Source organism: Mycobacterium sp. ABE4_509, assembly GCF_056160785.1.
Genome location: NZ_JBSWXU010000023.1, coordinates 1 through 26,572, shown reverse-complemented (window position 1 = coordinate 26,572; position 26,572 = coordinate 1). Strand labels below are relative to the sequence as shown.

The 26,572-nt window shown below is 66.7% G+C and carries 30 protein-coding genes and 1 pseudogene; 13 read left to right on the top strand and 18 right to left on the bottom strand.

The genetic code is table 11. From position 1 onward, the window contains the following. Positions 1-11: 11 nt before the first annotated feature. The 5 genes from ACXAID_RS07730 (at position 12) to ACXAID_RS07710 (ending at position 3,271) form a co-directional block, all read left to right on the top strand. Positions 12-857, top strand: a complete 846-nt coding sequence (locus ACXAID_RS07730) for a TauD/TfdA dioxygenase family protein (RefSeq protein ID WP_475021610.1) — start codon at positions 12-14, stop codon at positions 855-857. Then, complete coding sequence (locus ACXAID_RS07725) at positions 858-1,415, top strand: carboxymuconolactone decarboxylase family protein (protein WP_475021609.1); 558 nt, start codon at positions 858-860, stop codon at positions 1,413-1,415. Positions 1,416-1,497: 82 nt separating this feature from the next. Then, the gene (locus tag ACXAID_RS07720; RefSeq protein WP_475021608.1) at positions 1,498-2,781 is read left to right on the top strand and encodes a cytochrome P450; all 1,284 of its coding nucleotides are present in this window, start codon (positions 1,498-1,500) and stop codon (positions 2,779-2,781) included. Then, complete coding sequence (locus tag ACXAID_RS07715; protein ID WP_475021607.1) at positions 2,778-2,969, top strand: ferredoxin; 192 nt, start codon at positions 2,778-2,780, stop codon at positions 2,967-2,969. Before ACXAID_RS07720 ends, ACXAID_RS07715 begins: the two co-directional genes overlap by 4 nt. Positions 2,970-2,986: 17 nt before the next feature. Beyond that, the gene (locus ACXAID_RS07710) at positions 2,987-3,271 is read left to right on the top strand and encodes a DUF1330 domain-containing protein (protein WP_475021606.1); all 285 of its coding nucleotides are present in this window, start codon (positions 2,987-2,989) and stop codon (positions 3,269-3,271) included. Between the two features lie 52 nt (positions 3,272-3,323). Here the strand turns inward: ACXAID_RS07710 and ACXAID_RS07705 are convergent, their stop codons facing one another. The 9 genes from ACXAID_RS07705 to ACXAID_RS07665 all read right to left on the bottom strand — a co-directional run bounded on the left by ACXAID_RS07705 (position 3,324) and on the right by ACXAID_RS07665 (position 11,426). Then, a complete protein-coding gene (locus ACXAID_RS07705) occupies positions 3,324-4,100 on the bottom strand; it encodes an alpha/beta fold hydrolase (RefSeq protein ID WP_475021605.1) in 777 nt (258 codons plus the stop codon). A gap of 10 nt (positions 4,101-4,110) precedes the next feature. Further along, on the bottom strand, positions 4,111-4,311 hold the full coding sequence (locus ACXAID_RS07700) for a ferredoxin (RefSeq protein ID WP_421458930.1): 201 nt from the start codon (positions 4,309-4,311) through the stop codon (positions 4,111-4,113). A gap of 13 nt (positions 4,312-4,324) precedes the next feature. Beyond that, entirely contained in the window at positions 4,325-5,527 is a 1,203-nt protein-coding gene (locus tag ACXAID_RS07695) for a cytochrome P450 (RefSeq protein ID WP_421458928.1), read from the bottom strand. Positions 5,528-5,646: 119 nt separating this feature from the next. Beyond that, positions 5,647-6,477 carry an NAD(P)-dependent oxidoreductase gene (locus ACXAID_RS07690; RefSeq protein WP_475021604.1) on the bottom strand — a complete coding sequence of 277 codons (831 nt, stop codon included), beginning with the start codon at positions 6,475-6,477 and terminating at the stop codon, positions 5,647-5,649. 4 nt (positions 6,478-6,481) lie between these two features. Further along, complete coding sequence (locus ACXAID_RS07685) at positions 6,482-7,300, bottom strand: NAD(P)-dependent oxidoreductase (protein ID WP_475021603.1); 819 nt, start codon at positions 7,298-7,300, stop codon at positions 6,482-6,484. After that, the gene (locus tag ACXAID_RS07680; protein ID WP_475021602.1) at positions 7,300-8,181 is read right to left on the bottom strand and encodes an alpha/beta fold hydrolase; all 882 of its coding nucleotides are present in this window, start codon (positions 8,179-8,181) and stop codon (positions 7,300-7,302) included. Before ACXAID_RS07680 ends, ACXAID_RS07685 begins: the two co-directional genes overlap by 1 nt. A 7-nt stretch (positions 8,182-8,188) precedes the next feature. Further along, entirely contained in the window at positions 8,189-9,850 is a 1,662-nt protein-coding gene (locus tag ACXAID_RS07675; RefSeq protein WP_475021601.1) for a thiolase C-terminal domain-containing protein, read from the bottom strand. Next, positions 9,832-10,125, bottom strand: a complete 294-nt coding sequence (locus ACXAID_RS07670) for a ferredoxin (RefSeq protein ID WP_475021636.1) — start codon at positions 10,123-10,125, stop codon at positions 9,832-9,834. Before ACXAID_RS07670 ends, ACXAID_RS07675 begins: the two co-directional genes overlap by 19 nt. 8 nt (positions 10,126-10,133) lie before the next feature. Further along, positions 10,134-11,426: an NADH-ubiquinone oxidoreductase-F iron-sulfur binding region domain-containing protein gene (locus ACXAID_RS07665; protein ID WP_475021600.1), complete on the bottom strand. Its 1,293-nt coding sequence runs from the start codon at positions 11,424-11,426 to the stop codon at positions 10,134-10,136. A 61-nt stretch (positions 11,427-11,487) separates the two neighbouring features. Between ACXAID_RS07665 and ACXAID_RS07660 the strand changes: the two genes are divergently transcribed. Further along, entirely contained in the window at positions 11,488-11,964 is a 477-nt protein-coding gene (locus ACXAID_RS07660; protein ID WP_475021599.1) for a hypothetical protein, read from the top strand. 17 nt (positions 11,965-11,981) lie between these two features. On the opposite strand, the gene ACXAID_RS07655 is transcribed toward ACXAID_RS07660, so the two are convergent. The 4 genes from ACXAID_RS07655 to ACXAID_RS07640 are packed head-to-tail and all read right to left on the bottom strand — an operon-like array spanning position 11,982 to position 15,599. Continuing rightward, positions 11,982-12,890, bottom strand: coding sequence for an alpha/beta fold hydrolase (locus ACXAID_RS07655; RefSeq protein WP_475021598.1), 909 nt, complete (start codon positions 12,888-12,890; stop codon positions 11,982-11,984). Then, positions 12,887-13,276 (bottom strand): Rieske (2Fe-2S) protein, encoded by a 390-nt coding sequence (locus ACXAID_RS07650; RefSeq protein WP_475021597.1) that lies wholly within the window; start codon positions 13,274-13,276, stop codon positions 12,887-12,889. The genes ACXAID_RS07655 and ACXAID_RS07650 overlap by 4 nt, the downstream gene beginning before the upstream one ends. A gap of 41 nt (positions 13,277-13,317) precedes the next feature. Next, on the bottom strand, positions 13,318-14,472 hold the full coding sequence (locus tag ACXAID_RS07645) for an amidohydrolase family protein (protein ID WP_475021596.1): 1,155 nt from the start codon (positions 14,470-14,472) through the stop codon (positions 13,318-13,320). Between the two features lie 26 nt (positions 14,473-14,498). Beyond that, positions 14,499-15,599 (bottom strand): amidohydrolase family protein, encoded by a 1,101-nt coding sequence (locus ACXAID_RS07640; RefSeq protein WP_475021595.1) that lies wholly within the window; start codon positions 15,597-15,599, stop codon positions 14,499-14,501. 266 nt (positions 15,600-15,865) lie between these two features. Between ACXAID_RS07640 and ACXAID_RS07635 the strand changes: the two genes are divergently transcribed. The 6 genes from ACXAID_RS07635 to ACXAID_RS07610 are packed head-to-tail and all read left to right on the top strand — an operon-like array spanning position 15,866 to position 22,330. Then, positions 15,866-16,864, top strand: coding sequence for an acyl-CoA dehydrogenase family protein (locus ACXAID_RS07635; RefSeq protein WP_475021594.1), 999 nt, complete (start codon positions 15,866-15,868; stop codon positions 16,862-16,864). Continuing rightward, positions 16,848-18,038, top strand: coding sequence for an acyl-CoA dehydrogenase family protein (locus tag ACXAID_RS07630; RefSeq protein WP_475021593.1), 1,191 nt, complete (start codon positions 16,848-16,850; stop codon positions 18,036-18,038). Before ACXAID_RS07635 ends, ACXAID_RS07630 begins: the two co-directional genes overlap by 17 nt. Before the next feature lie 21 nt (positions 18,039-18,059). Beyond that, positions 18,060-19,187, top strand: a complete 1,128-nt coding sequence (locus tag ACXAID_RS07625) for an LLM class flavin-dependent oxidoreductase (protein WP_475021592.1) — start codon at positions 18,060-18,062, stop codon at positions 19,185-19,187. Further along, the gene (locus tag ACXAID_RS07620) at positions 19,184-20,353 is read left to right on the top strand and encodes a sulfotransferase family protein (RefSeq protein WP_475021591.1); all 1,170 of its coding nucleotides are present in this window, start codon (positions 19,184-19,186) and stop codon (positions 20,351-20,353) included. Before ACXAID_RS07625 ends, ACXAID_RS07620 begins: the two co-directional genes overlap by 4 nt. Before the next feature lie 52 nt (positions 20,354-20,405). After that, on the top strand, positions 20,406-21,116 hold the full coding sequence (locus tag ACXAID_RS07615) for a sugar phosphate isomerase/epimerase family protein (RefSeq protein WP_475021635.1): 711 nt from the start codon (positions 20,406-20,408) through the stop codon (positions 21,114-21,116). Between the two features lie 2 nt (positions 21,117-21,118). Next, a complete protein-coding gene (locus ACXAID_RS07610) occupies positions 21,119-22,330 on the top strand; it encodes a DUF1214 domain-containing protein (RefSeq protein ID WP_475021590.1) in 1,212 nt (403 codons plus the stop codon). A gap of 4 nt (positions 22,331-22,334) precedes the next feature. On the opposite strand, the gene ACXAID_RS07605 is transcribed toward ACXAID_RS07610, so the two are convergent. From ACXAID_RS07605 to ACXAID_RS07585, 5 genes are all read right to left on the bottom strand, one after another. Then, positions 22,335-22,769, bottom strand: coding sequence for a hypothetical protein (locus ACXAID_RS07605; RefSeq protein WP_475021589.1), 435 nt, complete (start codon positions 22,767-22,769; stop codon positions 22,335-22,337). A gap of 79 nt (positions 22,770-22,848) precedes the next feature. Beyond that, positions 22,849-24,219 (bottom strand): cytochrome P450, encoded by a 1,371-nt coding sequence (locus tag ACXAID_RS07600; protein WP_475021588.1) that lies wholly within the window; start codon positions 24,217-24,219, stop codon positions 22,849-22,851. Positions 24,220-24,291: 72 nt separating this feature from the next. Continuing rightward, positions 24,292-24,486 (bottom strand): ferredoxin, encoded by a 195-nt coding sequence (locus ACXAID_RS07595; RefSeq protein ID WP_475021587.1) that lies wholly within the window; start codon positions 24,484-24,486, stop codon positions 24,292-24,294. Between the two features lie 13 nt (positions 24,487-24,499). Beyond that, positions 24,500-25,360, bottom strand: coding sequence for a mycofactocin-coupled SDR family oxidoreductase (locus ACXAID_RS07590; protein WP_475021586.1), 861 nt, complete (start codon positions 25,358-25,360; stop codon positions 24,500-24,502). Positions 25,361-25,384: 24 nt separating this feature from the next. Next, entirely contained in the window at positions 25,385-26,086 is a 702-nt protein-coding gene (locus tag ACXAID_RS07585) for an SDR family NAD(P)-dependent oxidoreductase (protein WP_475021585.1), read from the bottom strand. A gap of 282 nt (positions 26,087-26,368) precedes the next feature. Between ACXAID_RS07585 and ACXAID_RS07580 the strand changes: the two are divergent. Next, positions 26,369-26,572, top strand: a pseudogene (locus ACXAID_RS07580) (aldehyde dehydrogenase); the annotation flags it as partial.

Sequence of the window (26,572 nt, the reverse complement as noted above, 5' to 3'; positions counted from 1 at the left end):
GAGGACCAACGATGAGTGTTCTGACCCTGAACAAATTGACCGGCACGGTCGGAGCCGAGGTGCTCGGCATCGACCCCGACAGGCTGGCGGGTGACGATACGCTGGGGTCGGCGGTGCTCGACGCGCTGGAAGCAAACGGCGTCCTGGTGTTTCCGGATTTGCATGTGCAGCCGGAGGCACAGGTGAGGTTCTGCCGGCGGCTCGGCGAGATCGATCACTCGTCTGACGGTCATCATCCGGTCGCGGGAATCTACCCGGTGACCCTGAACACGTCGAAGAACTCGTCGGCGGCGTACCTGCGCGCGACGTTCGACTGGCACATCGACGGCTGTACGCCGCTCAACGATGAGTGTCCGCAGAAGGCCACGGTGCTTTCCGCCAAACAGGTTGCCGAACGTGGCGGTGAGACCGAGTTCGCCAACTCCTATGCAGCCTACGAGGCGTTCAGCGATGAGGAGAAGCGCCGATTCGGCTCGTTACGGGTGGTGCACTCGCTGGAGGCCTCACAACGCCGGATCACGCCGGATCCGACGCCGGAGCAGTTGGCGCGGTGGCGCGCCCGTCCCACCCATGAGCATCCGCTTCTCTGGACACACCGTAGTGGCCGGAAGTCGCTGGTGCTGGGCGCTTCGGCGGACTATGTCGTCGGGATGGATCTCGATGAGGGGCGCGCATTGCTCGCCGATTTGTTGGACCGGGCTACCCGGCCCGAACTGGTGTACAGCCACCACTGGTCGGTCGGTGACATGGTCATCTGGGACAACAACGGAGTGCTGCACCGCGCTGCGCCGTACGACCCCGACTCCCCGCGCGAAATGCTGCGCACCACGGTGCTCGGCGACGAACCGATCCAGTAGATGGCCCGGCCCCGGATCACCCCATTGGCCGGCGGCGAGTGGGACGATGCAGTGGTTGACGCGCTCAGCCCGCTGTTGCCCCGTGCGCGGGCCAACCCCCGCGACGCGGGCAACGTACTGGGCACGCTCGTGCACAACCAGGGCCTCGCCCGGGCCTATCTGCATTTCAACGCATACCTGCTCCGCGATTCGACCCTGTCGGACCGGATGCGCGAAGTGGCGGTGCTGCGCGCGGTGCAGCTGCGCGGCTGCGACTATCTCTGGGAGCACCACATTTCGATCGCCGAGCGGGCGGGTCTGGAGATCGCCGAGATCGACGCCCTCCGGGCCGGGGTGGCGCCACCCAACGCGTCGGACCGGGTCGTGGTGCAGGTCGTCGACGAGATGGACCAGGCCAGCACCGTGTGCGATGCGACCTGGGCGGCACTGCAGGAGCACTTCGACGAGCGCCAGATCATGGACCTCATCTTCGTGATCGGTTGCTATCAAATGCTGGCAGTGGCGGTGAACGCGCTGCGCATCCAGCCCGAGGAGGACGGTGAGAGTCGGCCTCGTTGACGCCGCGTGGCCGGTATGAAAACCTAATACGCAAGAATGAGAATAGCATTCTCAAATGGCGAGATCGTCGAATGGAGTGAGCATGACCGAAGACCTCACCAAGGTCGACTTCTTCCGGGACAGCCGGTTGACCGACGATCCGTATACCTTCTATGCGGCACTCCGCGACAAATGCCCGGTGAGCCGGGAGGAGCACTACGGGGTCACGATGGTCACCGGCTGGCAGGAAGCCGTCGACGTCTACAACGACGCCGATAGTTTCTCGTCGTGCATCTCGGTGACCGGTCCGTTCCCCGGTTTCCCGGTGTCCCTGGACGGGATGGAAGACGAGGACATCACCGAGATCATCAAGGAACACCGCGACGAGATCCCGTTCAGCGACCAGCTGCCGACCCTGGACCCGCCGACCCACACCAACCACCGCGCGCTGTTGATGCGGTTGATCACGCCCAAGCGCCTCAAGGAGAACGAGGACGCGATGTGGCAGCTCGCCGACGACATCCTCGATGACTTCCTGGCGCCGGGAGAGGGTGAGTTCATCAAGGGCTTCGCCGGGCCGTTCACGCTGCAGGTCATCGCCGACCTGCTCGGTGTGCCCGAAGGCGACCGGGACGAGCTGATCGAGAGGCTGGCCCGCGGGACCCACGGCAGCGGTCTGGGCAACGCTGACAAGACCTTGACCAAGACTCCGCTCGAGTACCTCTACGAGGTCTTCGCCACCTACGTCGAGGACCGTCGCACCGAGCCACGCGATGATGTGCTCACCGGCCTGGCCACTGCGACGTTCCCCGACGGCACGATGCCTGAGGTCGGTGACGTCGTTCGGGTTGCCACCAACGTGTTCTCGGCCGGCCAGGAAACCACTGTCCGGCTCCTGTCCACCGCGCTCAAGGTGCTTGGGGACAACCCCGACGTCCAGGCCAAGTTGCGGGCCGACCGCAGCTTGTTGCCCAACTTCATCGAGGAATGCCTGCGGATCGAGAGCCCGGTCAAAGGGGACTTCCGATTGTCCCGGGTGCCGACCACGGTCGGTGATCAGCAGCTCGGCGCCGGTACTACCGTGATGGTGATCAACGGGGCAGCCAACCGCGATCCGCGTCGTTTCGAGGAGCCGGACAGTTTCGACCCGGAACGCAAGAATGCGCGCCAGCATCTGGCCTTCGGCCGCGGCATCCACAGCTGCCCAGGCGCGCCGCTGGCCCGCGCGGAGACCCGGGTGGGTCTGGAACGTCTCCTCGACCGAACCACCGACATCCGGATCTCGCAGGCCAAGCACGGACCTGCCGGCAACCGGCATTATGACTACATCCCCACCTACATCCTGCGCGGGCTCACCGAACTGCACCTCGAGTTCGACCGCGCATGAGAGTTGTCGTCGACGAAGACCGTTGCGCCGGTCACGGCATGTGCCTCACGCTGTGCCCCGAGGTGTTCGAGATGACCGACGACGGCTGGGCGGTCGCCGATACCGACGAGATCCCACCGCGTCTACAGGATGCGGCCCGAGAAGCTGTGCAGAACTGCCCCGAACGCGCGATCAGCGAGATCGACTGAGAACAGGAGAGATTCGAGTGCCCAAGGGATATATCGTCATCACCGAGGACGTCAAGGACCCGGCCGGTATGGCCGAGTACGGCAAGCTGGCCGGAAAGGCCATGGCCGGAGCGACGGTGCTGTCGTTCGACACCAAGGCCGAGACGATCGAAGGTGAGTGGCACGGCACGCAGACCGTGCTGCTGGAGTTCGACTCGGTCGAGGCGGCCCGGGAGTGGTACAACTCAGACGCGTACCAGGCGGCGGCGAAGCTGCGCCAGGCAGCTGCGGACTGCAATGGTGTGATTCTCTCCGGTATGTGAAGCCTCGGGTGCGCAACAGCGCCTTCAGCATTGCGTTGCGCGCCTGATCGGCTCAGTGCGCAGACAGCGGGCCGACCGGGCTCGTGGTGGTGGCGTGCACCAATAGCTCGGCCAGCTCGCGCGGCCGGGACAGGAACGGCGAGTGCGATGTGCCGATGAGCAGCTGCTCGACACCCAGCCGCCGGGCTACGGTGTCGGCGAGCCACCTCGGCATCGACCTATCCTGTTCGCACACAATGAAACTACGCGGGAGATCGGCCGCCCAGAATCCGGGCACCGACACCGGTGTGACCGTGGTGTCGCCGAAGCGTTCCGGGCCCAACCGCTCGAATGCCCAGCGCGCGGTCTGCTCGTCACAATCGTGGTAGAAGTACTTCCACGCACCCTCGAAATCGGCGAAGGTCATCGCACCGTCGTCGTCGAACGTCAAGTAGCCCAACATCTCCCCGACGTCCCCGTCGAAGTCCTCGGCGAGCTGATCGTCATCGTCGCGCATGGCCATCGCCTCGGGATAGGTGCGACCCTCGCGCGGCAGCGCCGCGGCGAGGTAGACGATGTGGTGCACCAGATCGGGGCGGGCATCGGCGGCGAGCGTCGCGTCGAAACCGCCGCCGGAGTGCCCCACCAGCACGCAGGGGCCGGTCCCGGACTGCATCGCGGTGACGACGGCATCCCGGCGGTTGGCCAGCGTGGACTCCTGATCGACCAGTGCCCCGTGGCCGGGCAGGTCGACCGCTACCGCCTCGTGTCCCAGCGCGCGCAGTTCCGCGACGGTTTTCTCCCAGCACCACGCCGCATGGAACCCGCCGTGGACCAGGACGAACCGCATCCGGGCCCGGTCAGGCCTCGACGATCGAAATGGCCTGCCGCGGGCACTGCCGGACAGCTTCTTTGACCTGTTGCTCGTTGTCCGGGGTCACCTCGTCCTGCAGCACGTGCAGGTAGTCGTCGTCGTCGAGATCGAAGACCTCGGGGATGATGCCCATGCACACCCCGTTGCTTTCGCACAGGCCGAAATCGACTTCGATCTTCTGCGTCATCGGGATCCCCTGCTCACCGCAACACCTTGACGGGCACGTGGTGATAGCCCGCGACGTTCTGCATGCTCACCCGTTGCAGACCGTCGAAATCCACCTCGAAGCGCGGCATGAAATCCAGCAGGTGCTCCAGCGCGATCGCGCTCTCCATCCGGGCCAGCGCCGCGCCCAGGCAGCTGTGGATGCCGTACCCGAGGCCGAGGTTCTGCGACTGGGTGCGGTCGCGGGTGATGTCGAACGTCTCGGCATCGGTGAACGCCCGCGGATCCCGGTTGGCCGCCGCTCCCATCAGGAACACCGGCTTGTTGGCGGGCACGGTGCCGCTGGGCAACTCGACGTCGCGCAGGCTGTAGCGCACGTTGTACTGCACCGGGCCGACATAGCGCAGCAGTTCCTCGACCGCGTCCGGAATCCTGCTGCGATCTTCAAGCAGCATCTGCCACTGCTCGGGGTGCTGGGCGAACACCACCACCGCGCTGCCCATCAGCTTGGTGACCGTCTCGGCGCCGGCGCCGCCGAGCAGCGTCGCGAACGCGGTGATCTCGATGTCGTCGAGCTTGCGCAGGTTGCCCTCGTCGTCGGGGATCTCGGCCGCGATGAGCCGGCTGATCATGTCTTCCTGCGGATTCTTGCGGCGCTCCTCAACGAGACTGAAGTAGTACATCGCCGAGTTGATGTTGGCCTGCTGGTTTTCCTCGCTCCAGTCGATCTGCCCCGGCTCGCGGTGCAGGCTGGTGTCGATCCAGTGCCGCACCTGCTGGCGGTACTCCTCGGGCACGCCAGCCATCCGGGTGATCACCTCGACGGGGAACGGGCCGGAGAAATCCTGCACGACGTCGAAGTTGTCCGGGTCGGCCTTGTCCAGGTAGTGCCGGACGAGTTCGATCACCGTGTCGCGCTGCGCCTGGACGGCCCGCGGCGTGAACGCCTTGTTCAGCAGGCTGCGCATGTGCCGGTGGTCGGGCGGATCCATGAAGATGATCGACTTCTGCGGCACCTCGCCCGAACGCACCATCCCGAGGTCGCACCCGCGGGCGGACGAGAAGGACTCGTGGTCTTTGAAGGCCGCGGCGACGTCGGCGTGCCGCGTCAGCGCGTAGAAGTCTTCTGTCTCGTCGTAGTACAGCGGCTCCTCGTCACGCATTCGCTGGTAGATCTCGTAGGGGTTGTCGAAAAACTCCTGCGAGACCGGGTTGAAGACGAGCTTGGGAGCAGTCATTGGGTTCCTCCTTCGCGGCTGGCTGAGGGCCGGGAAGCGTTACGGTAGTCGAAACAACTGTAACGCTAACAGTTGGCGTTATCCAGCACTCAGGCTTCGCGCCAAGGATTTTGCGAAACTCATGATTCGGACCGCGCCGGCACGACGCTGTCGAGCAGCGGCCCCAGCAGTCCCAGGTCGTTTCCCGCCTCCGCGGCGATGGTGCGGACCACCGCGACGTCTTTGCCGATGAACTCGCCGACCGAATCGATGAAGCCCTGCACCGATCCGCGCGTCCCGACGATGTCACCCACCTTGCTGGCGCCGCTGCCGTGCGAGACGGCGCTGAGCAGCCCCGCCTCGTCGACGCCCACCTCGGCACCGAACGCGGCCGCTTGACGCAGTACGCCGAGATGCGCGGCGAACAGCGTGTTGTTGATCAACTTGACCCACTGACCGGCCCCGAGTCCGCCCACGTGCAGGATCGGATCACCGTAGCCCGACAGCACCGGGCGGGCCCGTTCGAGGACGGCCTCGTCGCCGCCGACGAACAGGGTGATGTGACCGGCGGCGATGTCGTGGGGTCCGCCGCTGACCGGCGCATCGAGCACCCCCAGCGCCGGGCGCCGCGCGGCGAGCGCCTGCACGGTGCGGGGGCTGCCCGTGGTGTGGATGATCAGCACCGCGTCGGCCGGGATCATCTCCAGCAGCCCGTCATCGGCACAGATCTCGGTGACCTGATCGGCGGTGAACACGCACAGCACCACCGCATCGGCGGCCTCGGCGACCTCGGCGAGCGTGCTCACCGCGGTGGCGCCCAGTTCGCCGATCGCTTCCCGCTTCTCGGGGGTGCGGCCCAGCACCCGCACCTCGTGACCGGCCTCGACCAGTCGGCGCGCCATCGGTGCGCCCATCCGGCCGGCGCCGACGAAACCGACCCGGCTCACCGTACTGCTCTTCTCTTCGCGCAAGCGCTCATCGGCCGTGCTCCATGGACTCCAGCGCCGCGTCGGCGGCGGTGAACACCGCCCCTTCCGGCGCCGAGGCGGCAGCCGCGAGGCTGGCCGCATGCCGGACGTCCTTCTGCAGCAGCGCCCCGGCGATCGGTGCGAGGCCCTCCAGCGTGCCGCCGAACATAGAGATGCTGCCGACCGCCTTGCTCGTCGCCGAGCCCCGGTTGAGGACATCGACCAGCTTGTCGCGGGCGATGCCCAGCGCCTCACCCAGCTCCAGCGTGCTCACCGCACTTCCCAGGTTCGCGCTGAACAGCAGGTTGTTGAGGATCTTGGTGCTCTGCCCCGCACCCAGCGGCCCGAGGTGAACGATCGGGTCGGCGTAGGTCCCGAAGACCGGCCGGCAGCGGTCCACGACCTCCTCATCGCCCCCGGCCATGACCAGCAGGGTGCCTTCCTCGACGGCGGGTGCGCCACCGCTGACCGGAGCATCGATCACCGAAATGCCCTGCGCCGCACATTTTTCCGCGATCTCGCGGCAGGTGTCGGGGTGCACGGTGCTGTGAATCGCGACGATCCCGCCCTCGGCCAGTCCGGCCAGCACACCGGTCTCCCCGTCGAGGACCTGGCGCACGTCGTCGTCACCGACCACGCACAGGCACACCAGATCGCTGGCGGCGGCCATCTCGGCGGGCGTGGCCGCCGTCTTGGCCGGGGTGTCGGCGTAGGGCTCCAGGCTGGCCTGCCGGCGCGCCCAGAGCGTGGTCTCGAATCCGCCTTCGGCGATCCGCCGAGCCATGGGTCCGCCCTGACTGCCCAGGCCGATGAATCCGACGCGCATCAGCTCGCCTCCTCTTCGTCTCGATCGCGGCCGCAGCGCGCGATGCATTCTTCGATGAACGACAACACTTTTGCGTGATACTCGCCGGCCGTCTTGCCGACGCTGAGATTGTGGCCGCTGGCTGCCATGGGATTCAGCCCGACGTGCGGCGACCCGGTGAACAATCCGGTGATCGAGGCGAGTGCCTCCGCGGTGGACTCCCACACGCTTTCGTGCTCGGCGACGCTGAACTGAACCGGGACCTGCACGTCTGCGGCGATGGCCGGGAAGTCGCGCCGCGCCCAGTTCGCGGTGACCTCGGACTCGTAGGCCACACCCGGGGCCGAGAGCGCTCCGGTGAGCACATCGTCGGGGTAGAGATCGGTGGGCTGCCACAACAGATCCCGTAGTCCGGCCGGCCGCGAGGTGACGGTCGCCTCGCTGATGATGCTCTTGGCGTTCTCGCTGTAGCGCAGGCCGGTGCCGGCCAGCTCGACGCCGATGACCTCCGCGCCGGCGGTCGCCATCCGCAGTGCCAGCTCGCAACCGGCCGAGTGGCCGACCAGGAACAGTCCCGCTCCGCGTCCGCCGGCGCCGAGCATCTTGTCCACCGCCGCGAACGCGGCGCCGACCCGGCGGGCGGGGTCGGCGAACTCTGAGGCGTACACCGCAGAGGCGCCGTAGCCGGGCCGGTCCAGGGCGATCGCGGTGAATCCGCGCTCGGCGGCCGCCCGCAGCAGCGACAGCTCCGGATGCCCGGGGCAGTCGAAGTACGCCGAGGAGGTGGCACCGCCGTGCACCGCGACGATCACCGCGCGTGGCTCCGAAGCCGCGCTGACAAGCCCCGACATCGGGACGCCGTCCACGACAACGACGCGGGGGCGGGCTGCGGGGTCGGTCACGGAGGCCTCAGGCCTCCGTCCGGAGCAGCAGCACCCCGCTGGGCGTCAGCCCGCCGCTGCTGACCACCGCGACGTTCGCGTCGGTGACCTGCCGCTCGCCGCCCTCGCCGCGCAGCTGGGTGACGGCCTCGTGCACCAGTCCCATGCCGTGGGTGCGTCCGTGCGACAGCTGACCGCCGTGCGTGTTCAGCGGTATCACGCCGTCGCGGGCGATTGCCGCACCGCCGTCGAGGAAGTCCTTGGCCTCGCCGATCCCGCAGAACCCCAACGCTTCCAGCCAGGACAGGCAGTTGAACGTGAAGCCGTCGTAGAGTTCGGCGACGTCGACATCGGCGGGACGCATCGACGTGCGCGTCCACAGGTGCGCGGCCTGGCCCAGCACCTGCGGTTCGTGGGTCAGCGTCGTCTGGTCCCAGTCGGTGCGCTCGATGATCTGGGTGCCGACGGCCTCGAAGAACACCGGGGGCTTGGGGCAGTCGGCCGCGGCGTCGACCGCCGAGACGACGACCGCGACGGCGCCGTCGCAGGGCACGTCGCAGTCGTAGAGCCCGAACGGGGTGGTGATCGGGCGGGCGTTGAGGTAGTCGTCCATCGTCATCGGGTCGCGATAGATGGCCGTCGGGTTCAGGGCGGCGTTCGCGCGCTGGTTCAGCGCGATCCAGCCCAGCGTCTCCTTGGTGGTGCCGTAGCGGTGGAAGTGCCGTTGCGCGTTGAGCGCCAGAGTGTGCGCCGCCGAGGTGGCGCCGAACGGCGCCTGCCAGTTGTTGACCCGGGCTCCGCCGGGCGGGGCCGCCTTGCCCTCCTTCATCAGCTGGTTGAACGTCGCCTCCCACAAGGTGCGGAAGCACAGCACGTGGCGGGCCATGCCGGTGGCGACCGCCATCACCGCGGCGATCACCGAGCCGCCGGGGCCGAACGTGTCCATCCCGCCGTTGATCCAGGTCGGCCTGATGCCGAGCGCGCCTTCCAGAGCGGTGACGCCGCCTTCGCCCATGCCCATCGCATCCATAGCCGGGTAGGTCGACAACCCGTCGATGTCGGCCAGCGTCAGTCCGGCGTCGGCGATCGCCTGTTCGCAGGCGTCGATGGTCAGCGACAGCGGCGAGACCATCAGCCGCCGGCCCATCCGGGACGCACCGATGCCGGTGATGGCAGCGGCGTCCTCGAACTTCTCGGTGGTCAACATCGGCCGGACGAACTTGCCGAAATCCTCCGGCGCGATCTCGTCGGCCGGCAGCGGTCCCGTCTCGGGCTCGGCGGTCGGGGTGAACAGCGGCAGCCAGACGTCCTCGTTCTGCTCGAAGACCACCTCGACCACCCGGCCGAGTTCGAGCTCGTCGGGGTCGCAGTCGATGATGTTGGTGGTCAGCCGGACGCGCGGATCCTCCTCGATGGCGACCTGTGCGACGACGTAGGGTGCGGGCAGGCCCGGAATCGAGAACCGCTCGTTGACCGTGAACGCCGACAGCACAGCGCGTCCGGAGACCTCCCGGACGCCCATGTTGCGGCTGCCGCAGTAGCGGCACACCGGTTGAGGCGGATGGATCAACGACTTGCAGTCGCCGCAATCCTGGATCCGCAGTACCCCGTCGGCTCCTGACGTCCAGAAGAACTCGTTGTCAAAAGTCAGCTGGGGCAGGGGGAGACGGCTCACCGGGTGAATCCCCATTCCGCCTCGTTGTTCTCGGTCTTCAAGTCCTCGAGGTCGGGCTCGATCAGCTCCGGGGGCGGCGCGTCATCGGGGCGTCGTTCGCCCAGCTCCATGATGGCGTGCACCGGACAGTCCATGAGTGCCCGCGCGACCGCGTCGTGGTCACGCTCGGGGATGTTGCCGTCACCGGCGAGGACCGCATACCCCCAGTCGTCGAGGGGGAAGTACTCCGGTGCGTGTTTGGCGCAGATGCCGAACCCGTCGCACAGCGTTCGGTCGAGTTTGACTCGCATGTTCTCGGTCACAGTGGCTCCACCTCGAAGGGACGGTCGGCAGTGAATGCGGGTGCGTCCGCCGCCGTGTCCTGCGCGCCGAGGTGTCGGGCGACGTCCTCGGGGAACAGCGTGAGCAGGCTGGCGGCGATGTTGGTGGCTGCGTCCAGAGTCGCGCAGGCACCACGGCCCCGCAGCACCACCGACCACCGTTTCAGTCGGTCCAGATCGTCTTGGCTCGCGATGCCGTCGCGCAACGCCACGGCCGCGGCGGCCATGGCGGCGGTGCCGTTGAAGCACGATCCGCACTGCCCGGCGTTCTCGCGGGCGAAGTACGCGAGCACCGATGCAGCCACGGCCACCGGAGATTCGCCGGTCAACACGGAGATCGCCCCGCATCCCAGGCCGCTGCCCAGGCCGCGCAGAGTTTCGTGATCGAGCGTGATGTCGAGGAGCTTGCGGTCGAGGAGCCCGGCGAAGTATCCGCCCATCAGAGCGCCTTGCACCTGATCGGCGGCGACACCGTGCGTCGCGAGGAGTTCGGCGGCGGCGATGCCGAACGGCACCTCGTACAGGCCGGCCGGGCCGGCTCCGCCGGTCACGGTCGCCAGGAATGTGCCCGGGGAGTCCTTGGTGCCCACCTGGCGGTACGCGACCGCACCGTGCTCGTGCACGAATGGCAGGTTGGCCAGTGTCTCCACATTGCTGACGAGAGTGGGCAGTCCGCCCACGCCCTGCTCGTACGGCCGTGGGGGCTTGTCGGTCGGTTTGGCCGGGCCGCCGTTGATGGCCCGGACCGCGGCGGTCTCCTCACCGGCGACATAGCCGGGGTCAACGACCCGCACGCTGACGGTGACCCCGTCGAGTTCGGGCCCGGAGAGTTCGTCCAGAGCGGACTGCACCACCTGACCGGCCGCGGGGTCAGACACGTAGACGTGCGCGACGGGCGCGCCCACGATCTGGGCGGCGAGGCGGAGACCGTCCAGCACCAGGTGTGGCCGGTTGCGCAACAGCCAGCGGTCTTTGACCGAGGCAGGCTCGCCCTCCTCGCCGTTGGCCACCAGCACGGTGTCCGAGCCTCGCCGGGAGGCCTGGCGAACCGTGGACAACTTCACCGCCATCGGGAATGCGGCTCCGCCACGTCCGAGCACGCCGGCTTCCCCGATTCCGTTGAGGAGCGCGCCCGGGTCGGTCAACGGCAGATAGCCGCCGGCCGCGCGGTACTCGGCAGCGGTCTCCACACCGGAGGCGTCACGCAGCAGTCGGGGGGTGAGTCCGGGCCAGGCGGCGACGGTCAGTTCGGTGTTCATCGCCGTGCTCATCGATACCTCCTGCGTACGTGGATCACGCGTTCTGTGTGCATGCCCGGCTACCCTTTGCTGCATGCGAACGGCTGTGGTGCGGATCGGCGTTGACCCTGCGGGCGAGCTGACCGGCGATCAGCTGGCCGAGGGAATGGCTGAACTGACCCGGCTCGCCACCGGGGTGGACGCCGAGGTGATCGACAACAACCTGGCCGCGCTGCCACCGAAGCGCCGGGAGGTCGAGATCCTGATGACGGGCGGCGACCCGGGCAGCCTGCAGAGGGTGGCTGCCGGCCTGTGCGCCAAGGCATTCCCGACCGATCCTGTGCTCGGTGTGCTCACGTTCGTCAGTCACGGCACCGACGACGACGCCCGCGGAGTCCTGGAGGGTTTCGGTCTTGCCGGCATCATCGAGCGCGTCCCGGGCGACGAGGGCTGGGACATCATCACGGTCACCCTGCGCAAGTCCGACCTGTTGCGGATACCGGAAAGCCGGGTCCACACCGCGCTGGAAGCCGCGACCAACTGCGAGGTCCGCATCGTCGTCCAGGGGTGAGTCGTTCGGACCGCTCATCATCGGCCCAGGAAGTCTAGAATCGGTGGTGCCGCCTGGACCCAGGTGTCGAACATGTTGAAATGCTTGACCTTTCCTGACGCGCGGTCCTCTGCGGCACGTTCCCAAGCGTCCTCGGGCCACGGCGGATCGATCAGCGTCGACCCCTTGATCAGGCAGCTCACCTCCAGCGAGGTGCGCTTAGGGTGATCCAGGTCGTTCTCGCCGCCGCGGATGATCAGCGTCGGAACCGTGATGTTGTCGAACATCTCGTCCTCGACCCCGGGGATCGTCTGACCCGGCTTGGGTACGAAGGCGTTGAGCCAGCGCAGCATCAGCTTGAGGAACTCGTCAGGGTCCTGGGCCAGGAACCGCTCCCGGTTGGCGGGGTTCTCGGCGATGCGCTCCTTCCACTCGTCGATGTGGACGACGCCCTTCATGCCGGTGCCGCGCACCGCGAGGATGCTCGGGACGATGTAGTAGGAACCGAGCACGAACGATCCGTAGACCCCGCCGACGATGTTCCAGACCACGAGTTTGCGGACTATCTCGGGGTAGAGCATCGTGGTCAGCATCGAGTCGCGGGCACCGCCCGAGCCGCCGGCGATGATGCACGGGCCGATGTCGAGCTTGGTGATCAGCTGGTGCATGGTCTCGGCGCGCATGTGCGATTCGCTCTGGCCGTAGAACTGTACGTCGGACTTGCCGCAGTTGGGCCGGTCCCACAGCACCACCCGGTAGCCGCCCTTGACCAGTTCCTCAGCCAGCGGCCGCAGCCCGGGGATGTCCTTGCTGAACCGGCCCCCGGGCGTCAGGACGATGAAATCGCCCTTTTCGCCGAGGATTTCGTAGACGACGTTGCCGCCGTTGATCTCGATGGTGCGTTCACCCGGCTTCAGCTCGGGTCCTGAGGATGCCGTCGTCGTCATGCCTGCACCAACACATCGTCGCCAACGACCCGAACGGGGTAGGTGCGGATGCTCCATTCGGGTTTGACCGCGGTGGTGCCGGTGGCCAGCTCGAAGCCCCACTGGTGCCACGGACAGTAGATGTACTCCAGGTCGCGGACCATCACCGAGTCGCCGGGAACGGTTTCGTCGACGATGTTGCGGCCCCGGGCACGCCCGGAGCACAGCGGACCGCCCTCATGCGGGCAGTAGTTCGCGATGGCGTGGAACGTACCGTTGACGTTGTACACGCCGACGCCGTGGCGCCCTATCGGAACCAGTTTGTGTGTGCCGGGAGGGATCTCGTCAACGGTGGCGACGACATGTTCGCGGCCCTGCGCGAGGCGGGGTGTCTTCTGCTGGTCCATCAATCCTTCCCTGGTCGCTTCGCTCCTGCCCTCCGCATGGATCAGAAAACCCGAACCTGACCCTCGAGTGCCGGGACGGTCTCCGGCAGCTTGTACGTCGCGATTCCGTTGCGGAACATCACGGCTTCGCGGGCGTGCTCGGGCAGGTGCTTCACCAGCCAACGCGGGTCGTCGAACGTCCAGTGCGGATAGTCGCTGCTGAACAGCAGGATCTTCTCGCACTCCATCCATTCGAAGGCGCGCATCAACTCGGTCTTGTCCTCCGGGTAGTCCAGTGGCTGTGTGGTGAACTTGATGTGGTCCTTGACGTATTCGCTGGGCTTGCGCTTGATGTCCATCCAGGACTTGCGCTTCTCGTAGATGGCGTCCATCCGCCACATCAGCGGCAGGATCCAGGTGAAGGCGTGCTCGACGAACACGATGCGCAGTTCCGGGAACCGATCGAAGACCCCGTCGAAGACCAGGCTCATCACCTGGTTGGCCGCCAGCAGCGAGTAGGAAACCATGAAGTCGTGGTTGTAGCTGGGGAACCCCACCGGCGGGATGGGCAGTTCTTCGTGATGACTGCGCGAGAGGTGGCAGCTGACGGTGATGTCGTTGCGTGTGGCGGCCGCCCAGATCGGGTCGTATTTGGGGTCACCCCATGAGGGGCGCGGCTCGGCCTTGATGAGAACCTGGGCCATGTAGGGATGGTCGGCCCACTCGTCGATCTGGCGAGCGGCATCCTCGGGCATCTCGATCGCCGCGCAGACCGAACCGCGCCACCGCTGATGCCAGTTGTTGTGGCTGTCGAGCCAGTGGTTGGCCTGCCAGTGGTTGAGGGCGACGTTCATCGCGTGGTTGGCTTCCGGCAGGCGCGCCGGATATGCGGCCGGTTCGAGAACGGCGATGTCGGAACCGGCTTCCATGATCAGCTGCTTGAAAGCCAGATCGGGGTCACTGCAGGCGAACTCCCCGTCGGACGGGAAGGAGTCGACGCGCATCGCGTAGGAGTGCGCGTAGTCCGGGGCGTCGTAGTAGATCTGCTCGCCGATATTGCGGGTGAGGAAGTACTTGCTGCGCCACGGTTCGGGGATGTATTGCACCAGTTCGCCGCGGCGCGGAGTCGGGTGGACATCGGAGTCGACGCACCGGATGGGAACGCGCTCAGCCGGGGTCATCCTGTCCTGGGTGTGGGTCGTGGCTGTGACAGTCATGCGTTGGCCTCTCCTGTGGTTGGCGTCTACTGTGCGACCAGACCGGCCGGTATGTCTATCCCGTAGAGCTGTGCGGCGTTGCGCCAGCAGTACTTGTCGCGCTGCTCGGCCGAGTAGGAACTCGGCACCTCCAACTCGGCGAGGTTCCAGTGCGGATAGCTGGAACCGAACATCAGCATGTCGTCCTTGCCCGTGAAGCCCAGCCACTCACCGGCGAACTCCGCATCGCCCGGGCCGTCGAACGCTCCGTCGACGAAGAAGACGTGACCCGGAAGGTAGTCGCTGGGCATCTTGGGCGCCCACGGGGTCTGCTCGAGGTGCGGGCGCCCGAAGCAGTCCATCCGCCAGATGAACGGGGTCAGCAGGTCGGCGGCGCCGTCGGCCCAGACGAACTTCAAGTCGTCGAACTGCTCGAACACGCCCTCGGCGATCATGTTCATCAGGTGGTAGATGTAGTTCAGCGACATGAACGACACGTACTGCTCGTATGTTCGTGTGTTGCCCGAAGGGGTTGGGGCGTAGGCGATTCCAGAGCCCACCTCGATGTGGGCCGCGACCGGTAGCCCGGCGTCGACCGCAGCCTCCCACAGCGGCCAGAACTGCGGCTTGCCGTAGACTTCGCGCGACTGCAGCGGGATGCCGATCTGCACGACGCGCGGATGGTCCTTGTACTTGGCGATCTCGCGTATCGCCCCGGGAATGTCGTCTGGATCGACCCGGATGGTTCCCCGGAATCGCTCACCGAACTCGGAGTGGTCGAGCCAGCGGGTCACCATCATCTCGTTATGGGCAGCGGCGAGCGCGGTGCCCAGATGGCGGTCGGGCATGATGCCTCGGGTCATCGGGTGCAGCACGGCGACGTCGACACCCCGGTCGGAGAACAGATGCTGCGCGACGACGTCGACGTCGGAGCCCGGGTATTCCTTGTTCGGCCCCTTGGTGCCCTTGGCGTACTCGCCGCCGGGTGCGCCGTACCAGTCCATCTCGTAGTCGGGGAAGCCCCGGCTGGAGAACGGTTCACGAAGGAAGTTCTGCCGCAGGTCCTTGTTCGAGCCGAAGAAAATGTGCACGCTGGCATCGATGACGGGAGTCTTCACCGTCTGGGTGCCGTCGTTGATCTCGATCACGCGAGTCCTCTCAGAATCGCCCGGTGGGCTGACCGGCGCCAGCGCTACGGCAGCAGGCGTCGATACCGGACATGGACCCAGTGTAGATCGTAGTTCTTCATTGGCAAGAACAAGGTTCTCCAAGCAAAGTGCTTACTTCTGTGCAGGTCAGAGGCCAGACGTGGCATTGCCCGGCTGAAATCCGATGACCGTAGCGGGAGAACGGTTACTACACCTAAAGAGAATGATATTCTCCGAATACCGTTGTCGAGCCTCGGAGGCGCTGCATGCTGTTGGAATTCGATGCTGACCAGCGGCTGTGGCAGGAGACCGTGCGTGACGCGGTGTCCAAGCAATGCCCGGCCTCGCTGATCCGCGACATCGCCGAGAACGGTGTCGACCCGGCTCCGCTGTGGAACAGCTACCTCGAAGCGGGCTGGACCGAACTGGCCGACCCCGAGAACGCCGTCGAACTGGCGATCGTGCTCGAGGAGTTGGGCCGGGCCACCGACCCGACGCCGTTTCTGGCCACGTTGTCCCAGTTCGCGCCGCTGGTCGGGGACCGCTTCGACCCGATGAGCTCCGGTACCGCCGTGTACTCGGGGGTCAGTGCCATCCGCGACGAACAGGGTTGGGTGCTCACCGGCACCGACCGGTTCGTGCTCGACGGGGACCGTGCCGAGCGATTCGCCGTCGTCACCCCGGCCGGCGTCTTCCTGGTCGGTGCCGACCAGGTCACCGCCCGGCGTGTCGAGGTGTTCGATCCGGTCCTGCACGTGGCCGAGGTGTCGTTCCTCGGTGCGCGCGTGGCCGACGCCGACCGGTTGCCGGCCGACACCGAGCGGGCCCAGCACGTCGCGCTGATGGGCATGGCGATCACGATGGTCGGGGCCTGCCAGCGCATCCTCGATCTGGTGCTCGAACACGCCAAGAGCCGCCAGCAGTTCGGCGTGCTGATCGGCACGTTCCAGGCGGTGCAGCACAAGGCCACCGACATGTACGTGGCGATCGAGCGGGCGCGGGCGCTGTCCTACTTCGCCGCGCTGACCATCGCCGCCGACGACCCGCGCCGCCGGCTGGCCGCCGCGATGGCCAAGGCCTCGGCCGGTGAGTGCCAGACGCTGGTGTTCAAGCACGGTGTCCAACTGTTCGGCGCCATGGGCTTCACCTGGGAGAACGACCTGCAGTTCGCACTCAAGCGCGCGAAGGCCGGTGAGTTGATGCTGGGCGGTGCCGCCGAGCACCGCGCATTGATTGCGGAGGAATTTAATGCAGCTGACCTTTGATTCCGACGTCGAGGAGTTCCGCGCCGAGTTCTCCGCCTTCCTCGACGAGCACACCCCCACCGCGGCCCAGACCCTCGAGCGGCCCCGCTCGGTGTCGCACATGCCGCAATGGGCGCGGGACTGGCAGCGGCTGCTGTTCGACAACGGCTGGCTGCTGCCTGCCCAACCGCCCGAGTTCGGCGGCCGCAACGCGAACGTGCTCCAGACCTTCGTGCACGCCGAGGAACTGTGCCGGCGCCGGATCTATCACAGCTTCAATCCGCAGGGCGTCAACATCATCGCCGCGTCGCTGCTCACCTTCGGTACCGACGAGCAGAAGCACCAGTGGGCGGTTCCGGTGCTGCGCGGAGAACGCACCGCGTCACTGGGCATGAGTGAACCCAGCGCCGGATCCGACCTGGCGTCGTTGCGCACCAAAGCTCAGTTTGTTTCCGACGGCGACGGAGCGCCCTACTTCGTGGTCAACGGTCAGAAGGTGTGGACCTCCGGCGCCCACGACGCCGACTTCCTGTTGACGTTCGTGCGCACCGACCCCGATGCGCCCAAACACAAGGGCATCAGCGTGCTGTTGATCCCCACCGGTCTTGACGGTGTGGTGTGCCGGCCGTTCGCCGATATGTGCGGCATGGAGAACCTCGACTTCAACGAGGTTTTCTTCACCGATGTGCGGGTGCCTGCCGAGAACCTTGTCGGCCCGCTCAACGGCGGGTGGGGTGTGGCCAACGGTTCCCTCGGGCACGAGCGGACCATGATGTGGCTGGGCTTCGCGGACCGGATCGCCAACTGCATCGCCGACTTCAAGCCGAAGGACGTCCTGCAGCGGGACGCGCTGGCGACCAGCATCATGGACTATGAGGCGTTGCGCCTGCTCGGCTCGGTCGGCATCGCCAAGGCGGCCCGTGGCGAGGTCGACGTGGCGTCGGTGTCGATCCCGAAGCTGTTCGGCGCCGAGGCCGAGCAGCGTGTCGAGGGACTGGCGCTGGAGTCGGCCGGTCCGGAGGGGCTGGTGCACCCGTCGACATCGGGGCCCTACGAACACATGAATCTGGACCATTACTTCGCGAGCTGGTTCGAACGCTACGCCCGTAGCTTCGGGGGCACCATTGCCGGCGGTACCTCGGAGATCCAGCGCAACATCATCGCCCAGCAGGTCCTCGGCCTACCTCGGCGGTGAGCGGGTAGCGAGGACACGCCAGTGAAGGTGCAGCCGGCCGCGTTCCTGCGGACCACGCTGCCGCTGGACCTCGGGGTGCTCGAGCGGCTCGACAGCGGTCGCTACCACTCGATCTGGCTGCCCGACCACATGGTCAGTTTCTGGCCGGACTCGATCTGGACTCCGGAGTTCACCGACCTGGCGCTCGCCTCACCGTCCCCGCACCGCCACCTCGACGGTATGGCAGTCGCCGCCGCAGCCGCGGTGCTCACCGAGAACGTGCCGCTTGCGACCAGCGTGGTCGACACCGTCCGGCGCCATCCGGCCTCGTTGGCGCAGAGCGCTCTGACGATCGACCATCTGTCCAGGGGCCGGTTCATCCTCGGCCTGGGCAGCGGCGAGAGCGAGAACATCGAACCCTACGGATTCGACTTCACCCGGCCGGTCGGCCGTTTCGAGGAGGCATTGCAGGTCATCCGGTTGCTCTGGGAAAGTGACGGACCGGTCGACTTCGACGGGCGGTTCTATCGGCTCGCCCACGCCCGATTGGACACCGAACCCTATGACGGCCGGTTCCCACCGATCTGGATCGGGGCCAGCGGCCCGCGCTCACTGGAGATCGCCGGTCGCTATGCCGACGGGTGGTGGCCGGCGGGAGCGTGGACCCCGGAGGACTATGCCGACAAGCTCTTCCGGGTGCGGTCCTCGGCCGAGCGGGCCGGCCGCGACCCGATGGCGATCACGCCGTGCTTCATCCAGGTGTGCGTGCTGGGCCGCGACGACGCCGACCTGGCGAAGATCCTCGACGCGCCGCTGGTGAAATCCTTCCTGCTGCAGGTCTCGGCGGAGCTGTTGGCCGGCCACGGTTTCGAGCATCCGATGGGGCCGGACTGGCGCGGCTTCCACGACATCGACCCGGCGGTGCTGACGCGGGAGCGGATCCTGGAGTTCCTCGGTCGTGTCGAACCCGAGATGATTCTGGCGGTGGTCCCGCACGGCACGCCCGAACAGGTCGCGCGAATCGTCTCCGAGTACGTCGAGGCAGGGCTGCGGGTGCCCAAGATCCTGGACTACGGCGCGATGGCGGGGCTCGACTTCGCCGCCGCCTCGGCCGAGAACGTCCGGGCCGCCGAGGACGAACTGATGGCTCTGTGCGGGGCCGTTCGATGACGGTGCGGTTGAGTGCCGGGCAGATACTCGCCCGCGCCGAGGCCGAGACCGGGTCCTCGGACTACGGGGACCCGACGCTGCCGCAGCGGTTCGGCCTCGTCGTCGACCATCTCAACAGCCTCGGCATGGACGAGGACGGTTGCCGCCGCGCGGAGGCCGTCTGCCACGGCCTGCTGACCAGCCGCCTGGAGTTCTTCGCCGATCGTCGCCGCTATCCGGTGCCCGACGAAGTGATCGAAGCGCCGATGTTCGTCACCGGTGAGCCCCGCTCGGGCACCACCCTGATGCACGCGCTGATGTCGGTGGACCCGGATGCGCGGGCGCTGCGGTTCTGGGAGGTCATGTACCCGTCGCCGCCACCGGGCAGCACCGGTCCCGATGACCCGCGGCGCGCGCTGGCCGACGCGGACTGGCGCGAGATCAACGCCACGATGCCGAAATGGCTGCACAGCCATCCCTACAACGACATGCTGGGCGACGGACTGCCCGAGGACGAGCGCACCTGGGCCTTCGACTTCCGGGTGCTGACACCCACGGCGTGGTGGCGGGTGCCGATGCAGACGGTGGTCGGCGGCCTGCCCACCGATGCCGCCGCGCAGTACCGCGTCCACAAGGCGATGTTGCAGCAGTGCCAGTACGGCCGCCCCCACAAGTACTGGGTGCTGAAGGGATTCCACGGTTTTCGGCTGGCCGAGATGTTCGCCGAATATCCCGACGCGAGGCTGGTGTGGCTGCACCGCGACCCTGTTCAGGTCGCGGCCTCGCGCACGATGATGATGGCCGACATCCTGGAGGGCATCGTCGGACCGGTGGACCTGCGGGCGGCGGCCAAGATGCATCTCGAGCTGACCCGCGCCGGCATCGCCAACACGATGTCCGAACCGCTGGTGCACGATCCGCGCATCCTGCACGTGCGCTACACCGATTTCGTCGCCGACCCGGTCGGTACCGTGCGCCGCTACCACCGCTTCTGCGGCCGGGAACTCGGTGCTGCGGCCGAGTCGGCGATGCGGGATTACCTGCGCAACAACAAAGGTGACCGGCACGGCAAGTTCCGGTACTCGACGACGCTGCTCACCGACATCGGCGAGGACCTCGGCGCCCTGCACGAGGAGTTCGCGCCGTTCCGGCAGCGTTTCGGGGTGGAGATCGAGTCGCGTGACTGACCCGCGTCTGTCGGTGCACAGCGTGACGTTCCTCGGAGCGACGCTCGACGAGATGCGTGTGACGTGGCGGGAACTCGGGGTGTCGCGGCTCAGTCTGATCGACGCCCAGCTCGGTGACCCGGAGCTGGTGAAAGTCATCGACGGCGAGGGGTATTCGGTCGAGTCCGTCTACCACCTGTTCGATTCGACCGACGGCCTGCGGCGGGTGATCGAGGCCGCGGCCGGTGTGGATGCCCGGGTCGTCTACATGTTGACCGGCGGCCGGGGCGAGTCGTCCTGGGAGAATGCCGCCGCGCGGTTCTGCGACGGCGTGGCCCCCTGCATCGCCGAGGCGAAACATGCCGGCCTCGCACTCGCGATCGAGAACGCCTCCGGTCTGTACGCCGACCTGCACATCGCGCACTCTCTGCGCGACACCATCGAGTTGGCCGACATGGCCGGCGTGGGCATCTGCGTGGACCTGTTCCACTGCTGGACCGAAGCACACCTACCCGCGCTGCTGGACCGCGCCATGCCGCGCATGGAGATGCTCCAAGTCAGCGACTACGTCCTGGGGGACCGGGCGCTGCCCGCCCGCGCCGTGCCCGGGGACGGCGCGGTTCCGCTCGAAGCGCTGCTCGGGCAGGTGCTCGGCAGCGGGTACTGCCACGGGATCGATCTCGAACTGATCGGGCCACGGATCGAGCGGGAGGGCCGGTTGGCCGCCGCCGTCCGGGCCTGCGAGACGGTGTCGGCGATGCTGGCCCGGTTGGACCTGGACTGACGATGGCGCTGGGTGACGGGTCCGCGGATGCGCAGCTGTACCAGGCGTGGGCGGGCTTCTGCGACGCCCTCAGAGCCGCCGGCGAACAGGCGTTCAAGGACCTCAACCCGACCTCGGACGCACACCGGGTCGATGCACTGCGGTTCCTGACGCAGAACCTCGGCCAGGCCTTCGACCTCGCACTGGAGACCAGGGACACCCGTTATCCGAGTCTGCACGCCTTCTGTGGACCCACCCGCAAGCTCGGCGGCGACTGCGCCGACTTCACCTATCAGCAGGCCTGGATCGACGGCTCCTCGACCTACCGCATCGCCGGTGAGCGGGGCAGCGCGCGCTTCCTGAACATCACCGTGCAGGGCGCACGCCGGGACGGACCGGGTGTGCTGCACGAACCCTTCGGGGATGTGCCCGAGGCCAACCTGGCCGGCGACCGGCTGGCGGTGGCCGAGGACGGGACATTCGAGATCCATGTCGGCGGGTCCCGGCGCGGCCCGAACTGGCTGCCCACCACAGCCGAGTCGCGAAAGGTGTTCATCCGGCAGGGGTTCGACTCCTGGGATGAGCGGCCCGCACGGTTGCGCATCGAGCGGGTGGACATGGATTCACCGCAGCCGCTGCCCACCGTGGGGCAACTGGCCGATGCGATCGGGTGGGCCGGCGACTTCGTCACCGGGTTGATGCACGACTGGCCGGAGTATCCGTTCAGCCACGGGGGAGTCGATGCCACCCGGCCGAACAGTTTCCCGGCGGCCGGTTCCACCGATGCGGACGCCAAACGGGGACGGGCGGCGACGAACATGCACTGGAAGCTGGCCTCTGACGAAGCGCTGATCATCTCCTTCGATGCGCACGACGGTCTGTGGATGTTGACCAACATGGGAGTGTTCTTCGACAGCATGGACTTCCGGTACCGCCCGGTCAGCTACACGCCCAGCCGCACCACGGTGGACTCCGACGGCAGAGTGCGCATCATCCTGGGCCACCGGGATCCCGGCTTTCACAACTGGATGGACACCCAGGGCTTCGACTGCGGCAATGTCACCTATCGGCACATGCTCGCCGGGCAGCCCGCGGCACTGCACACCCGGCTGGTGAAGCACGCCGACCTGGCCGCCGAGCTTCCGGCAGACACCGTGTCGGTCACCGAGGAGCAGCGGGTGGCCCAGATGTGGGAGCGGTTCAACGGGATTCGCCAGCGCTACGCGTCGCTGTGACTCCTTAGAGCCGCACGAGCTTGAACGTCCAGAATTGGGTACCGGGTGGACCGTTGAAACACCCGACGTCGTACTTCGAGTCGATGGTGCCGACCAGCGTCACCGCGTCCCAGGAATACGTCTCATGGGTCGGCAGGTTGTAGCCGGGGCAGCGCAGCCCGTCGGGCACGTCGACGGTGAAGCTATACCGGCCGTCGACCAACCACGCCTTGCTTGAGTAAGGCGCGTAGTAGGCCAGCCGCGGGGCCCCCGAGACGTAGACGCAGTCCGGCGATTTTTCGGGGATGCACAATGCGACGTACCAGAACCATGACGCGCGATCATACCGGTTGGTCCACAGGTCGTAGTTACCGAGCTGCATGCCGGCCGACGAAGGTGGAGCCAGAAAAGTCGCCATGACGAAGAGCGCCGAGAACGCAGACGTGATCTTGAGCTTCATCGCCCACCTCCCAAGCTTCGGCTCATACCATGGAATGCCTATCGAACCACTTCGTTACGAATCATGGGCAGCATCAGCCCTAATCGATGACGGCGCGTTCCTTGCGCTCGGTGATCGGCCTGGCCAGCTCCTGCTCGTTGCAGATGCGCTGCAGCTTGTCCAGTGTTTCGTCGAGGCCAGGGCCCAGCGGCTTGCTCGGGGTGAAGGTGGCGGGCAGATTCCGCATCCCCTGGATGACCCCGATGGTGTCGTAGTGCACGGTGCCTTCCGGGTCGCACACGTAGTCGGGCATCCGGTCGAGGACCGCGGTGAGCATCGACTTGAACACCGTGCGCGCCACATTGGACCCCACGCACCGGTGCACGCCGATGCCGAAGCTGAAGTGCCGGTTGCCCTTCCGGTCCATGATGATCTCGTTGGGGTCCTCGAAAACCGAAGGGTCGCGGTTGGCCATCGCCCAGGACAGCCAGAGCCGCTCGTACTGCTTGAACTGGTGTCCGTCGATCTCGACGTCCTCGGAGAACGTCCGGCCGTCACCGGGAGCCGGGGTGAAGAACCGCAGGAACTCCTCGGTGGCCGGGTGCAGCAGGGTGTCGCGTTCGCGGCTGAGCCGGTCGCGGTCGGCGGGGTGCTCGCCGAGCCACTCCAGGGCGTGCGCGGTCAGCGCCGTGGTGGTGTCGAACCCGCCGCCGATGATGAGACCGAGGTTCCCCAGGATCTCCATGTCCGGCGCGGGCTCACCGTCGATACGCAACTGCAGCAACGCATTCACCAGCCCAGGACGGGGATTCTCGCGAATCTCCATCATGTTGTTGATGATGTCGATGCCCATCTCGCGGTGCTGCTCGTTGATCTTCTCGCGTTCGGGCGAATGCTCCGGGGTGTACACCGATGCGTGGGTGGGCTCGCTGTAGACGTTCCACTTCTTGAGTTCGATGCCCATCATCGCCAGCGTGAACACCGCGGGGACCACGTTGGCCAGGTGATCGACGAAATCGATCCGGCCGGAATCGATGTGTTCATCGAGTGCGGCACGGGTGATCTCATCGATGAACGGTTCCCAGCGCTTGATCGCCGCCGGGGACAGATAGGGGTTGAGCGCACCGCGGTAGATGCTGTGCTCGGGCTCGTCCATCTCGAGGATGCCGCCGCGCACGACAGTGGCGCGACTGGCCTTCGGGATCGTGATGCCCTGGTAGGGGGTGTCTCCGGAGATGTCGTGGTGATTGGACACCACCGGGCAGCGCGCCAGCTCGAATACTTCCTTGCTGCCGGCGGCCACCCAGTGCCCGCTGTACGTGTCGGTCCACGCCATCGGGCACTTGGTCTGCATCTCTTCGGTGATCTTTTCGAACTGCAGCCGGTACTCGGGCGTGTGCCGGTCGAAGTGATAGGTCGGCTGCCTGCGGTTGTCGTCGGCGGTGCCGTCTACGACGTCATCGACACTCAAGGCTCTTGTCTTTCTGTGTTTTTCGGATCAGTTGGCTGTGATCTTCAGTTGCTGTCGCAAGGGCTGCGACGGTCATTCCTCGATCGAGATGGCCTGTTCCGGGCAGGAGTGTGCGGCCTCGCGGACCGCATCCTGCTGATCGGCCGGAACGACTTCGTTGATCGGCGAGGCCGTCCCGTCGATGTCGCTGAGTTCGAAGGAGTCCGGGGCGATCATCGAACACAGCGTGTGCCCCTGGCACCGTCCCGAGTCAACAAAAACCTTCACGCCACTGTCCTTCCTAGACGTGGTAGTCGTACCACTTCAAATAGCCACCGGCGTCGACACGCATCTGCATGCCGGTGACATACCTGGCCTCGTCGGACACCAGCCACAGGATCGCGTTGCTGATGTCTTCGGGTTCGATGAAATTGACCTTCATCGCCTGCTGCACGCCGAACACCGGCTCGGCGTCGGCCCGGGTGGGATTCTCCAGATCGGGCCGGAAGGACCGGTACATCGGCGGGCTCTGCAGCATGTCGGTGTTGCAGTTGGTCGGATGCACCACGTTGGCCCGGATGCCTCGCACCGCCAGGTTCGTCGCCAGATCGTGAACATATTGCGAGAGCAGACGTTTGGAGGTCATGTAGGCCATCCCGCCGGGGTCGGCGCCCGGGTTCGGCTTGTTGTGCGCGTCCATCATGGCCGCTGTGGAGCCGGTCGCCACGATCGCCGCGCCCTCATTGAGGTGGGGCAGCGCCACCTGGATGGCGTTGATGGTGCCGACCAGGTTGGTGTTGATCACGTCCGTCCACGCCTGCATCGGCGGGTTGCCCTTCATGCCGGCGATGCCGGCCTGCGCGACCACGATGTCCAGGCCGCCCAGTTGGTTGATGCCGTCCTCGAGGGCCTTCTTGAGCTGCGCGGCGTCCCGGACGTCGGCCTTGGCGGTGACGACCCGCCGGCCGGTCTTCTCCACGAATGCGGCGGTCTCCTCGAGGTCGGCCGTGGTTGCCATCGGATAGCCGATGGTCTCGAAGTCCTCGCACAGGTCGACGGCGATGATGTCGGCGCCCTCTTCGGCCAGCCGTACGGCGTGGCTGCGGCCCTGCCCGCGTGCGGCGCCGGTGATGAAGGCGACCTTCCCCTGAACGCGTCCCATGTATGTGGCTTCCTTTCGCTGTCGCTAGGTGTTCCGGCCGCCGTTGACGCCCAGGATCTGTCCGGTGATGTAGCTGGCCTCGTCGGAGATGAAGAACGCGCAGGCCGCGGCGATGTCCTCGGGTCGGCCGATGCGGCGCACCGGAGTGGCCTCGATCTGCTTCTGGGTGTCGCCGAGGAATCCGCGCTCTTCGGCCTTGCGCAGCATCGGGGTGTCGATGAATCCGGGCGGCACCGCGTTGACGGTGATGCCGTGCGGGCCGTACTCGAGCGCCAGGGATTTGGTCAGCCCGTTGACCGCGGACTTGGCGGCCACGTAGGGCGACATGAACGGCTGGCCGGAATGCGTGCTCGAAGACGAGATGTTCACGATGCGGCCCCAGCCGGCCTCGAGCATGTCGGGCAGCACCGCCTGGATGCAGTGGAACGTCCCGTTGAGGTTGACGTCGATGACCTTCTGCCACTCGTCGAACGACAGGTCGGTGAACCGTTTGAAGCGATCCAGGCCCGCAGCGTTGACGAGCACGGTGATCGGGCCCAGCTCGGCGCGGACCTCGCCGAGCGCGGCGTCGACGGCCGCGCGGTCGGTGACGTCGGCGGCGTAGGAGAACTTCTCCTCGCCGGGGTTCAGATCGATGATCGCCACCCGGAGGCCGTCGGCGCGCAGCCGGTCTGCGATCGCGGCGCCGATGCCGGAGGCGCCCCCGGTTACGACAGCGGTTTTCACGCGCAGCCCTCAAGCATCAAGAATCATCCTTCCGATTATGAGAACCGTACTCTCGCATACTGCCTTATCGCAAGACATGGCACCCCTCGCGTTCGCACTGGTGAGACGTTTGGCGGCGCTTTGTCGCACAGTTCTGCGCAGGCCCCGACGGTTCCTCGCATTTTCTTGAGTTCTCTCCTCGCGAATGTATGATTCGCCGAAGATGAGAATGCAGTTTCCATCACATTTGGGCACGTGAGCCCACTTCAGTCACACCAACGGTGCCGCTCCCTGAGGAGGATGATGCAGGAAACAGCCACGATCTCGAGTGATCGCGGGGACGGCGGGGATGCCGGGGGGGACTCACCCCGCGCCGATCGCCGGCTGCTGATCGGCGGGCAGCTGCTCGAGGCCGACCGGACGTTTCCGTCGCTGAACCCGGCGACCGGAGAGGTCCTCGGCTACGCGCCGGACGCCTCCGTCGCCGACGCCGAGGCGGCCGTGGCC